Here is an 11,782-nt window from a genome sequence, read left to right as displayed (position 1 = left end):
GGCGCTGGCGTCGCGGTCGGCCTGCTGCGCGGTGTGCGCGGCGTGCTCGGCATCCGCCGAGACCTGCACCACGGCCTGGGTCAGCTGTTCGATGGCGCCGCCCATCTGCGCGGTCGCCCCCAGCAGCGCCTCGGCGCACTGGTTCAGCTCGGCGGTGGAGCGGCTCAGGTGACGGCTGGTGTCGTGCAACTCGCCGCCGGCGGCGACCACCCGGCTGACCAGTTGATCGAGCAAACCGAGAAAGCGGTTGAAGCGCTGCGCCAGGCGATTGCCAGCGCCGCTGCGGTAGGCCAGATCGACCGGCTCGCCCTCGCGCAGCAGGTGCGCCGAGGTGCGCTGCAGGTCCTCGCTGGCCGCCGCCTCGCGCGCACCGTGCACGGCCAGTACCAGCAGCACCAGGGTTTCCGCCACCACGTAGGCGGCGTGGATGAAGATCACCGGCCAGCCGCCGTCGCCGCGCACCACCCAGACCTGGGCGCCGCCCTGCTGCAGGGCGAAGAACGCCACGTGATGCACGGCGATGACCGCGGCCGCGCAGAGAATCGGCAGCCAGTCGCGGTAATAGAGCAGAAAGGCCAGCAGCACGAAGACGCTGAAGTGCATCTCCAGCATGCCGTGGCTCTGCTGGATATGCAGCGCGGCCAGCACCATGAAGGCCACGCCCATCAGGCAGCGGTAGGCGCGGCTGCCGCCGATCAGCCGGTACAGCAGGCTCAGGCTCGAGGCCGTGCCGCCGCCGATCACCAGCGCGGCGGCCCAGGTGTCGTGCCAGAAGGCCAGGCCGAAGGCATACAGGGTGATGAGCCAGAGCACCCCGAGCATCAGGCGGTCGGCTTGCAGATGGAATTGACTGAACATGAGAAGCCTCCCTGGCAGGCACGCGAATGGGCGATTTGTTCTTATTGGCGACTGAAATCTAGCACGCTTGTGCAATAAAGCGACGCTAGACACGAGCAAAGTGCCACTACAGCAAACCTTCACGCCCTGCCGCCCTCCCTTTACCCGCTACGCGCGCTGGGCCAGACTCGCAGCACCCTCCCTCCGCCCTGGATCGCATCATGGCCCTGCATACCTGGTTGCTGTTTCTCGTCGCCGTGATCGGCCTGTCGCTGACGCCCGGCCCCAACGGCCTGCTGGCGCTGACCCACGGCGCGCTCTACGGTCACCGCAAGGCCAGCTGGACGGTGTTCGGCGGCGTGCTCGGCTTCGCCCTGCTGATGGCCCTGTCGATGTTCGGCCTGGCCGCCCTGCTCAAGGCCTCGGCCGATGCCCTGCTGGTGCTCAAGTGGATCGGCGGCGCCTACCTGATCTGGCTCGGCATCCAGCTCTGGCGGGCGCCGGCGCTGCACCTGACGGTCGCCGGCCAGGGCGCGCAGAAACCCGCCGCCGCGCTGTTTCGCCAGGGCCTGCTGGCGGCGCTGTCCAACCCCAAGGTGATCCTGTTCTTCGGCGCCTTCCTGCCGCAGTTCCTCGACCCGGCGCGCAGCCTGTGGCAGCAGTTCGCGGTGATGGCGCTGACCTTCGCCCTGGTCGAAGGCCTGGTGGAATACCTGCTGGCGCGCATGGCGCAGCGCATCCGTCCCTGGCTGGAGCGCAGCGGCCGCGGCTTCAATCGCGGCTGCGGCGGCCTGTTCGCGCTGATGGGCGCCGCCCTGCCGCTGAGCCGCTGAGCCGCTGAGGGGCCGCTACTTGCCCGATTTCAGCCGACTGAAGGCGCGGGTCAGGGCGCGGTTGAACTCGCGGCCGTTGTCGTTCTTGCTGTACAGCGTGGCGCGCAGCTCGGCCGGCGGGTAGGTGCCGGGGTCGGCGAGCAGCGCCGGGTCGACGAAGGCGTCGGCCGCCGGCACCGCGTTGGCGTAGTAGATGCTGTTGCTGATGGCACCGATCACCTCGGGGCTCATCAGGTGGTCCATCAGCGCCAGGCCGGCCTCGGGGTGCGGCGCATCCGCCGGGATGACCATGGCGTCGAACCAGATCAGCGCGCCCTCGTGGGGGATGCGGTAGCTCAGTCGGTAGTCCTTACCGGCCTGCTCGGCCTGCGCCGCGGCGATGGCGACGTTGCCGTTCCAGGCCATCGCCAGGCAGGTGTTGCCGTTGGCCAGGTCGCTGATATTGCGGTCGTTGTCGAAGTAGCGGATATGCGGCCTGACCTTGGCCAGGTGGGCCTCGGCGGCCTTGAGGTCATCGAGGTTCTGCCGGTTGATATCCAGCCCCAGGTAGCGGAAGGCGGCGGCGAACACCTCGTTGGGGTCGTTGAGCAAGCTCACCCCGCAGTCGGCGAAGCGCGCCACCACGGCCGGGTCCATCAGCATCGCCCAGCTGCCGGTCGGCGCGTCGCTCATGCGCGCGGCGATGGCCTCCTGCTGGTAGCCGAAGCCGGTGGTGCCCCAGACGTACAGCCCGGCGTAACGGTTGCCCGGATCGAAGGTGGCCATGTGCGCGGTGAACTCCGCATCCAGCCCGGCGAAGTGCGGCAGGCGCGACTTGTCCAGCTCCTGCAGCGCGCCGCTGGCGATGGCCCGGCTCAGGTGCTGGCCGGCGGTCAGCACCAGGTCGTAGCCGCTGCCGCCGGTGAGCAGCTTGGTTTCCACGGTTTCCAGCGAATCGAAGTGATCGACCACCACGCGGATGCCGGTCTTGGCCTCGAAGGACGCCAGGGTGTCCGGCGCCAGGTACTCGTTCCAGATATACAGATTGACCTGCTTGGCGGGCTCCGCCGCCTGCGCGGCGGCGGACAAGCCGAGGGCAATGCAGAGTGCGGACAGACGCATGGCTACACCTCCTGGCGCTGGAACGCGGCGTATTGCGGCATGGTGATGCAGGCGACGTTGCCGCCGCCGAGGAGGATCTCCCGCGAATTCTCGATGCCGAGGATGCGGTGCCTGGGGAACAGCTCGGCCAGGGTGGCCTGGGCGATGCGGTCGTTGGCGTCGCCGAACAGCGGCACGACGATGGCCGAATTGCCGGCGTAGTAGTTGATGTAGGAGGCGCAGATCTGCGTGCCGGCCTGACGGGTGTGGGTGGCGTCGTCCTGGTCCAGGCCCTCGGCCTCGGCCGCCGTCCACTCCAGTACGCGCGGTTGCGGCAGCTTGTGCACCTCCAGCGCGCGGCCACGGGCGTCGCGGGTGCTGCGCAGGATGTCGTAGGCCTCCTGGTAGATCTCCCACTGCGGGTCGCGGCGGTCGTCGGTCCACTGCATCACCACCACGCCGGGGCGGACAAAGCAGGCCAGGTCGTCGATATGGCCGTCGGTTTCATCGAACTTGCAACCGCGCGGCAGCCAGATCACCTGCTCGGCGCCCAGGTAGTCCTGCAGGCGGCGGGTCATCTCGTCCTTGCCCAGGTGGGCGTTGCGGTTGCGGTTGAGCAGGCATTGCTCGGTGGTCAGCAGGGTGCGCTGACCATCGCTCTGGATGCCGCCCATCTCGGCGATAAAGGGCGCGCGGTAGCGGGCATAGCCTTCGATCTCGAGGATCTTCTGGGCGATCTGGTCGTCCTTGTCCCAGGGGTAGTAGAGGCCGCCATCGAGGCCGCCGTAGGCGTTGAACTCGAAGTCCACGCCGCGCACTTCGCCGGACTCGTCGTTGACCAGGAAGGCCGGGCCGCTGTCGCGGAACCAGGTGTCGTTGCAGGTCATCTCGACCACCCGCACCTGGGCCGGCAACTGGCGGCGGGCGTTGGCGTACTGCGCCGCCGAAGCGCACACAGTGACCGGCTCGCTGCTGGCGATGGCGCTGACGATCTCCACCCAGACCTTCTGCGCCGGCTTGCCGCCGTTGCGCCACACGTCCGGGCGCTCCGGCCAGCCGAGCCAGCAGCGGGCCTTGGGTTCGAATTCACCGGGCAGGCGGAAGCCGTCGGCCTTGGGCAGGGAGGTCAGGGTACGGGCCATTGCTAGGTACTCGTCGGTGGCTGGAGATGAGCCGACAGTACCCGCGGCAGAGCGACCGCGACCAATGACCATTATCGCGGGATAGCTGAATTCAATTCACAGGTCGGCCAGCTGATCGGTGAACCATTCGATGAAGCTGGCCACCGCCGGTTTATCCAGACGCAGGCGTTCGCAGACCAGCGCGTACTGCCCGAGCGAGGCCACCTGGGCGGCGAACGGGCGCACCAGGCGGCCGCTGGCCAGGTCCTCGGCGCTGGTCAGGTTGTCGCCGATGGCCACGCCCTGACCGCGCGCGGCGGCCTCCATGGTCAGCCCGGCATGGCCGAGGTAGAGGTGGCGCGCCGGCTGGATGTCGCCGGCGTGGGTGGTCAACCAGGCGGTCCAGGTCTTGCCGTCCTGGTCGTCGTGCAGCAGGCAGTGGCGGGCGAGATCGCGCGGGTGCTTGAGCGGCAGCTGGTTGAACAGGCCGGGGCTGCAAACCGGGAAGAACTGCAGGGTCGGCAGCGGCCGCACGAAGTAGGCGCTGGCGTCCTCGGGGCCGGTGCCGTAGGTGATCGCCAGGTCGATCTCGGCACCGGGCAAGGGCGCCTCCAGTGGCTGCTCGTGCAGGTGCAGGGTGATCTGCGGGTGGCGTTCGGCGAAATCGGCCAGGCGCCCGACCAACCACTTCTGCGCCAGCTCCACGGTCACCGCGATGCGCAGCTGCGCCTGCGAGCCGGGGTCGCGCAGTTCGTCGCAGGCCTCACCGATCAGCTCGAAGGCCTGCTGCAGGCTGTGCAACAGACGCCGCGCCTGCGCCGTCGGCCGCACCTGACGGCCCTCGCGCTGGAACAGCGCGGTACCGAGCTGCTCCTCCAGCTGGCGAATCTGGTGGCTGACCGCGCTGTCGGTGACGCACAGCTCGGCGGCGGCGCGGCCGAAGTGGGCGTGGCGCGCGGCGGCCTCGAAGGTACGCAGGGCGGTGAGCGAAGGCAGGCGGCGCATGGCGATCCCGGTTCCGGCAAAAGCCGCATCCTGGCTCAGGATAAACAGGCCGGCAAGCGCTGCGCATGGCTCTCCCGCCCCCCTACTCCCGGCGCCTCCGCAAGCTCTGCCATGGCCAGTTGCTACGCTCGCCGACCGGGGCGAGCGTGCGCTGGAGAGCGGAATACCCCTAAAGTTCTGGTGATCTGACAGACGCAGCCGCCACCCTCGGCGCCGGTATCTCGCAGCCGGCCTGCGTCGAGGGGGACTCCTGCGCCGCTGGGCTGTGACTGTAGGGCCAGGAGTGGATCGCTTGGCTGAGCGCGACATTCACCACCGGCGCCTCCAATTCCTCGAGATGGGTGAGGACATCCTCGGGCTTGAGCACCAGGACGTCGCAGTCCAGGCTGTCGAGCACCGTCTCGGCGGTGTTGCCGATCAGCGCACCGCTCAGACCGCTGCGCCCCACGCTGCCGATCACACACAGCGCCACCTCGAGGCGCCTGGCAATGGCCGGGATCAGCGACTCCGCCGGTCCTTCCTCGATATGCAGGCGGACGTCCTCGATATTGAATTCGGCCTGCAGCGCCTTGCAGTGTTCCACATACATCGAGCGAATGCTCTCCTTGACCTGGTACACCGGATCCCCCGCCATCTGCTGCGGACAGGGATAGGCGGACATCAGGTGCAGGGTACCGCCGGTCATGCGGGCGATATCGTAGCCGTGGCCGACGATCCCGGCGTGCAGCAGCCGGTGGCTGATGTCCTCGTTGCCGGCGTCGATCGCCGCGAGGATGCTGCCGCCGAGCCAGGACGTCGCCGACTTGACGATCAGCACTGGGCAGGGGCAGTGACGCAGCAACTTCCAGTCTTCGGACGGCAGGAAGGTCTTGAGCAGCGGGTTGTCCGGGCGGTGCTGCTTGATCACCAGCCCGCAACCCTGAGCCTGCTGTACGGCGATGATGGTGCGGTGCTCGCACGGGCTCCACACCTGTTCGCCAGTGACATTGAAACCCTCACGGCGTAGGTCGTCCACCACCGCCTGCAGATGGGCATCGGCGTCATTCTTTTTGTCGCAAATCAGCAAGTGCAGGTGAGACTGGGTGGAACTGGCAATCAACTTAGCTCTATTTAGTATTATTGGTTCAGGTTGCTTTACATCCATCACAACCAATGTGTTTCGGATGGTATGCATCTTCTGCGTCCTGTAAGTTTAATTAACTTATACCGGCCTCATGAACTTTACAGAGCCATACGACTCCTTTGTCCTTTTCGCAATCCGTGTTCTGACCGGATATCGTGGAAACTGCTCAAGCTGCCCTATCGCAGGAAACGAGAGTACCGCCGAACCCCTGCGGCAAATACCGCACTACTGCTGCCGAGATTGCTCCGCGCCTGCAATGGCGTGGACAAAACGAGATCGACCGAATGCTGGCGCATAGGGTAACGCTACCGAACGCTGCGCCAAGAACCGGCCCTTGACAATCAAGTCAATGCGATAAATAACCCCGCCCGACAACTTTGTATTTTGGTGACTGTTTTCACGACCGACAAGTCCGCTGGTCGCACACCCAATTTATTTATCGCATAAGCAGAAAAGTCCTTATACGAAGTATTGGAAAAACAATAAGTCAAATAACTTGGCGAAGCGCGAGAAAACGCCCCGAGCCCACCAGGCCAGACTCAGCGTCAGTGAGTTTCGGGCAGGATATCGAAGCCGCCCTTGTTCTGGCTGACGATACGGAAGGCATGGCTTTCGCCGGCCTTGACCGGCACCGCCAACTCGCGCAGCAGGCGGCCCATGCTGCACAGGGTGTCGTCCTGCTTGTCCAGGGTGATGCCCACCACGCGGGTGCCGGGCCGCACCTGGAAGGTCGCCACCTCGCCGACGCCGATGCGCGCGGCGACCTGGCGATCCACTTCGATGGCCACGTAGCAGCCGCCGCCCAGCATGCCGAAGTCGCGATTGACCACGATCTGCGCGCTGCCCGCGCGGGCCTCCTGAAAGGCCAGCAGACGCTCGGCCGGCACCGGGCGGACATGTTCCGGGTCGCCGCGAAAGGACGAGCAGCCGGCCAGCAACAACAACGGCAGAACGATAGGCAGCGAACGCATGAGGCCCTCCATGGGCGCGGTGGATGCCGTCTGAGTATTGGCGTGGGAAAGCCATCGGGCAAGCCATCGATCACGGCGATGCACCCCGGCCAGGCCCCGCAGGCTGTCGCGGGGCCGCCTAGGCCGCGCGCATCACCGGCACCGGTAGCGCGATAGACGCGAACTATCGCCCGCAAACGAGCGCGCAGCCGGCACAGGCCGAGGCAAATTGGTAAACTCGCGCCATCGTTGCCCGGAGTCCCTATGCGCGAAGAACTGAACCAAGGCCTGATCGACTTTCTCAACGCCTCGCCTACCCCCTTTCATGCCACCACCAGCCTGGCCATGCGCCTGGAGGCGGCCGGTTATCGTCACCTCGACGAGCGCGCGCCCTGGCACACCGAGGCCGGCGGCCGCTACTACGTGACCCGCAACGACTCCTCGCTGATCGCCTTCAAGCTCGGCAAGCGCCCGGCCGTCGACGGCGGCATTCGCCTGGTCGGTGCGCATACCGACAGCCCCTGCCTGCGGGTCAAGCCCAACCCCGAGCTGCAGCGCCAGGGCTTCTTCCAGCTCGGCGTGGAAGTCTACGGCGGCGCCCTGCTCGCCCCCTGGTTCGACCGCGACCTGTCGCTGGCCGGCCGCGTGACCTACCGCCGCGACGGCAAGGTCGAGAGCCAGTTGATCGACTTCTACCAGCCCATCGCCGTGATCCCCAGCCTGGCCATCCACCTCAACCGCGAAGCCAACCAGGGCTGGGCGATCAACCCGCAGAACGAGCTGCCGCCGATCCTCGCTCAACTGGCCAGCAGCGAGACCGCCGACTTCCGCGCCCTGCTCAGCGAACAGCTGGCCATGGAGCACGACTTCAATGCCGATGCGGTGCTGGACTACGAGCTGAGTTTCTACGACACCCAGAGCGCCGCTATCGTCGGCCTCAATCAGGATTTCATCGCCGGCGCGCGCCTGGACAACCTGCTGTCCTGCTACGCCGGCCTGCAGGCGCTGATCGACTCCAGCGACGAGGAAACCTGCGTGCTGGTCTGCACCGACCACGAAGAGGTCGGTTCCTGCTCGGCCTGCGGCGCCGACGGTCCCTTCCTCGAACAGGTACTGCGCCGCGTGCTGCCGGAGGGCGATGCCTTCGTGCGGACCATCCAGCGTTCGCTGCTGGTGTCGGCCGACAACGCCCACGGCGTGCATCCCAACTATGCCGACAAGCATGACGGCAACCACGGGCCCAAGCTCAACGCCGGCCCGGTGATCAAGATCAACAGCAACCAGCGCTACGCCACCAACAGCGAGACCGCCGGCTTCTTCCGCCACCTGTGCCTGGAGAACGAGGTGCCGGTGCAGAGCTTCGTGGTGCGCAGCGACATGGCCTGCGGCTCCACCATCGGCCCGCTCACCGCCAGCCAGCTGGGCGTACGCACCGTCGATATCGGCCTGCCCACCTTCGCCATGCACTCGATCCGCGAACTGGCCGGCAGCCACGACCTGGAGCACCTGGTGAAAGTGCTGAGTGCGTTTTACTCCAGCCCCGAATTGCCCTGAGAGCGAGCCCCGCGATGATCGAACATATCCGCAACAGCCTGCAGGAAGCCCAGCGCGCGCTGGAGGCCTTCCTCGCCAACCAGCAGACCCTGGGCAATATCCAGCAGGCCGCCGAGCTGCTGATCGAAAGCTTCGAGGCCAAGGGCAAGGCGTTTTCCTGCGGCAACGGCGGCTCGATGTGCGACGCCATGCATTTCGCCGAGGAACTGACCGGGCGCTACCGCAACAACCGCCCCGGCATCGCCGCGGTGTCGATCAGCGACCCCAGCCATATCAGCTGCGTGGCCAACGACTTCGGCTACGACCACATCTTCTCGCGCTATATCGAGTCCCATGGCCGCGCCGGCGACGTGCTGATCGCCATCAGCACCAGCGGCAAGAGCCCCAACGTGGTCAAGGCCGCCGAAGCGGCCAAGGCGCTGGGGGTGAAGGTGGTGGCCTTGACCGGCAAGCCCGGCTCGCTGCTGGAGAGCCTGGCGGACGTGTGCATCTGCGCGCCCGGCGGCGACTACGCCGACCGCGTGCAGGAGCTGCATATCAAGGTGCTGCACATCCTCATCGAGCTGATCGAGCGCAAGCTCAGCCCGCAGAACTACGCCTGAACCCGGGCGCCCCGCTCGCTAGCGGTCGATCACCTGCCCACGCATCGGCGCCAGGCGCGCCAGCAGGCGGTTCTGCGCCGGCGTCGGCACCCCCTCGGCGTCCATCGCGTCCTGCAGGTGCTCGACCAGGGCGTTGAAATCGCTGGGGGTCAGGCGCAGGCCCTTGTGGCTCTCCTCCATGCTGTCGCCGGTGTAGACGCAGGGGCCGCCGCTCTCGAAGCACAGCTGCTCGATGAGTTTGTCGCGCAGGCGCTCGATGTCGATATCGAGAAAGTGCCGGGCGATGCGCGGATCGCGCGCACTGCCCAGCAGCATGCCCTCGACTATCCGCACGATACCCGGCTCCGCACCCAGGGCGCGGTACAGGCCGTCGTCGCGCGGCGCCTGCTGGGCGCAGGCCGCCAGCAGCAGCGGCAGGCAGAGCATGGCCAGGCGCATGTTCAGAAACTCCCCTGCACGGACAGGTACACGCCGTCCTGGTGGTCCAGCGTGGCGATCTCGCCGAGCCGCGCGTAGGCCAGCACCAGGGCCAGGTGCTTGTTCGGAAAGTAGCCGACGAACAGATCGGCCCAGTCGCTCTCGCCGGCGAAACTCAGGTTGTCGGGCTTTTCCCGGTACTCGATGCCCACCGCCCAGTGCCGATCCAGCAGCACCGCCACCGAGCCCTCCTTGAGCCAGGAATGGCGGTCGCGGCGGTCGCCGCCGAAGCCCAGCAGGCCCAGTTCGTTGGCCCGGCTGTAGCGCAGGTTGGCGTTGAGCAGCAGGTTGTAGCCGAAGGCGCCGCCGAGAATCAGCCGGCTGGCCGCCAGGTAGCCTTCGCTGTCCTCGCGACGCTGCGCGCCGACCAGGCTGGGCACCCGGAAGTCGCGCTGGCGCTTGTGCTGCAGGCCGAGGGAAATCTGCGGCAGGCGGTCGTAGATCAGGTCGCCGACCAGGCGCAGCTTGAGGCCGAGCACGTCCTGGCTGAGGCTGTTGTCCGGCAAGTGCAGGTCGCGCGCCAGGGTGCCGAGGTCGAAGCGCTGGCGCGCGTAGGACAGCTCGATGCGGTTGCCGTAGGCCGCCGCCACACCGGCCACGTCGAGGCGGTAGTCGCCGGTCTCGACGCGGGTGGCGAACACGTCCGCGCCCCATTCGCCGCGCTCGCCGTAACCGGCCAGCACCGCCCAGGGCATGATCCCGCCGCCGGCGGTTCCCTCCAGGCTGGTGGCGCCGCCGGTGGCCAGCAGGCGACCTTCGCCGGCGGCGGCCAGCTCGGCGCACAGGCACAGGCCCGACAGACAGGCGAGTCGCATGCTTCAGTGCACCTTGGCCAGGGGGGAACGATAGGGTTGCGCCAGCCAGGCCTCGAAGGCCGCGGCGGCCAGCGGCCGGCTGATCAGGTAGCCCTGCGCGGTGTCGCAGTGCCAGCGCTGCAACAGGCTCAGGCTGGGCGCCAGTTCGACGCCCTCGGCCACCACCTTGAGGCCCAGGCTGTGGCTCATTTCGATGGTCGAGCGGACGATCACCGAGTCCTCGCTGTGGTCGTCCAGCTCGCGCACGAAACTCTGGTCGATCTTCAGTTCCTGCACCGGCATGCGCTTGAGCTGCGCCAGCGAGGAGTAGCCGGTGCCGAAATCGTCCACCGACAGGCCGATGCCGCAGCCGCGCAGGCCGTGCAGCACCTGCAGCGCGCGCTCGGGGTCGAGCATCACGCCGCTCTCGGTGATCTCGAAGATCAGCTGCTCCGGCGCCACCCGGTAGTGCGCCAGCAGCGCGCCGACCCGCGCCGGCAGGTCGGCGTCGAGCAGGTCTGCAGTGGAGATGTTCAGCGACAGCTGCACCCAGACGCCGCGCCCGTCCCATTCCTGCAACTGGCGCATGGCCTCCTCGATGACCCAGGCGGTGAGCAGCTGGATGCTGCCGGTGCGCTCGGCCAGCGGGATGAATTCGCCGGGCGAGACCATGCCCAGCTGCGGGTGCTGCCAGCGCAGCAGCGCCTCGGCCTGGCGCACGAGGCCCTCGCGGATGTCCAGCTTGGGCTGGTAGTGCAGCAGCAGCTGGCCCTGCGCGGCGGCGTGGCGCAGGTCGCGGATCAGGCGGATCTGCCGCTGCTGGGCGGCGTCGCGGCCCTGCTGGTAGAGCTGCAGGCGACCGGGGTGCTGGGCGGCGTCCTGCATGGCGATGCGCGCACGGCGCAGCAGATCGTCCGGCGTGTCACCGTCGGCCGGGTAGGCGGCGATGCCGATACGGCAGTCCAGGGCGACGTCCAGGGTGCCGATGCGCAGCGGCTTGAGCAGCAGCTGGTGCAGGCGGTCGGCGCTGGCCACCGCGCTGTCGCCATCGCACTGCTCCAGCAGCAGGAGGAACTCGTCGCCCAACAGGCGCGCCAGGCTGTCTCCGGGGCGCAGGGTCGCTTGCAGGCGCCGGGCCAGCTGCTGCAGGGCCAGGTCGCCGCCGCCCTGGCCGCAGCTCTCGTTGATCGCGGCGAAGTTGCCCACGCCCAGGTACAGCAGCGCGGTGGGTCGCCCGGCGGTGATCGCGCTGCCCAGCCGTTCCAGCGCCAGGGTGCGGTTGGGCAGACCGGTCAGCGCGTCGTGCAGGGCGTTGTGCGCCAGCTGCCGCTCACGCTCGGCGATGCCGCGCTGCATGTCGTTGACCGCCAGCGCCAGCAGGCCCAGCTCGTCGCTGCGGGCCAGGG

The 11,782-nt window shown here is 67.7% G+C and carries 10 protein-coding genes and 2 pseudogenes; 3 read left to right on the top strand and 9 right to left on the bottom strand.

What is annotated here, in order from left to right:
• A pseudogene (locus tag N878_RS02500) lies at positions 1-858 on the bottom strand (methyl-accepting chemotaxis protein); the annotation flags it as partial.
• 200 nt (positions 859-1,058) lie between these two features.
• Between N878_RS02500 and N878_RS02495 the strand changes: the two are divergent.
• Entirely contained in the window at positions 1,059-1,670 is a 612-nt protein-coding gene (locus N878_RS02495) for a LysE family translocator (protein ID WP_021442106.1), read from the top strand.
• A 15-nt stretch (positions 1,671-1,685) separates the two neighbouring features.
• On the opposite strand, the gene N878_RS02490 is transcribed toward N878_RS02495, so the two are convergent.
• The 5 genes and pseudogenes from N878_RS02490 to N878_RS02470 form a co-directional block, all read right to left on the bottom strand.
• The gene (locus N878_RS02490) at positions 1,686-2,771 is read right to left on the bottom strand and encodes an extracellular solute-binding protein (RefSeq protein ID WP_021442105.1); all 1,086 of its coding nucleotides are present in this window, start codon (positions 2,769-2,771) and stop codon (positions 1,686-1,688) included.
• Positions 2,772-2,773: 2 nt separating this feature from the next.
• Positions 2,774-3,892 carry an agmatine deiminase gene (aguA, locus tag N878_RS02485; RefSeq protein ID WP_021442104.1) on the bottom strand — a complete coding sequence of 373 codons (1,119 nt, stop codon included), beginning with the start codon at positions 3,890-3,892 and terminating at the stop codon, positions 2,774-2,776.
• A 96-nt stretch (positions 3,893-3,988) separates the two neighbouring features.
• Complete coding sequence (locus tag N878_RS02480; protein WP_021442103.1) at positions 3,989-4,876, bottom strand: LysR substrate-binding domain-containing protein; 888 nt, start codon at positions 4,874-4,876, stop codon at positions 3,989-3,991.
• A gap of 319 nt (positions 4,877-5,195) precedes the next feature.
• Positions 5,196-6,050: pseudogene (locus tag N878_RS02475) on the bottom strand (universal stress protein); the annotation flags it as partial.
• A 494-nt stretch (positions 6,051-6,544) separates the two neighbouring features.
• Positions 6,545-6,970 (bottom strand): hypothetical protein, encoded by a 426-nt coding sequence (locus N878_RS02470; protein WP_021442101.1) that lies wholly within the window; start codon positions 6,968-6,970, stop codon positions 6,545-6,547.
• A gap of 243 nt (positions 6,971-7,213) precedes the next feature.
• On the opposite strand from N878_RS02470, the gene N878_RS02465 reads away from it, so the two are divergent.
• Entirely contained in the window at positions 7,214-8,503 is a 1,290-nt protein-coding gene (locus tag N878_RS02465; RefSeq protein ID WP_021442100.1) for a M18 family aminopeptidase, read from the top strand.
• 14 nt (positions 8,504-8,517) lie between these two features.
• On the top strand, positions 8,518-9,105 hold the full coding sequence (gene lpcA / locus N878_RS02460) for a D-sedoheptulose 7-phosphate isomerase (RefSeq protein ID WP_021442099.1): 588 nt from the start codon (positions 8,518-8,520) through the stop codon (positions 9,103-9,105).
• An 18-nt stretch (positions 9,106-9,123) separates the two neighbouring features.
• Here the strand turns inward: lpcA and N878_RS02455 are convergent, their stop codons facing one another.
• The 3 genes from N878_RS02455 to N878_RS02445 all read right to left on the bottom strand — a co-directional run.
• Positions 9,124-9,543 carry a group 1 truncated hemoglobin gene (locus tag N878_RS02455; RefSeq protein WP_021442098.1) on the bottom strand — a complete coding sequence of 140 codons (420 nt, stop codon included), beginning with the start codon at positions 9,541-9,543 and terminating at the stop codon, positions 9,124-9,126.
• Between the two features lie 2 nt (positions 9,544-9,545).
• Positions 9,546-10,397 carry a DUF3034 family protein gene (locus N878_RS02450; protein WP_021442097.1) on the bottom strand — a complete coding sequence of 284 codons (852 nt, stop codon included), beginning with the start codon at positions 10,395-10,397 and terminating at the stop codon, positions 9,546-9,548.
• A 3-nt stretch (positions 10,398-10,400) separates the two neighbouring features.
• Positions 10,401-11,782: bifunctional diguanylate cyclase/phosphodiesterase (locus tag N878_RS02445; RefSeq protein ID WP_021442096.1), on the bottom strand; the 1,382-nt coding region annotated here is incomplete at its 5' end.

Source organism: Pseudomonas sp. EGD-AK9, from assembly GCF_000465935.2.
Taxonomy (GTDB): Bacteria; Pseudomonadota; Gammaproteobacteria; order Pseudomonadales; family Pseudomonadaceae; genus Aquipseudomonas.
Note: the sequence above shows the minus strand (reverse complement) of the source record. Positions and strands in the feature narration are given on the sequence as shown.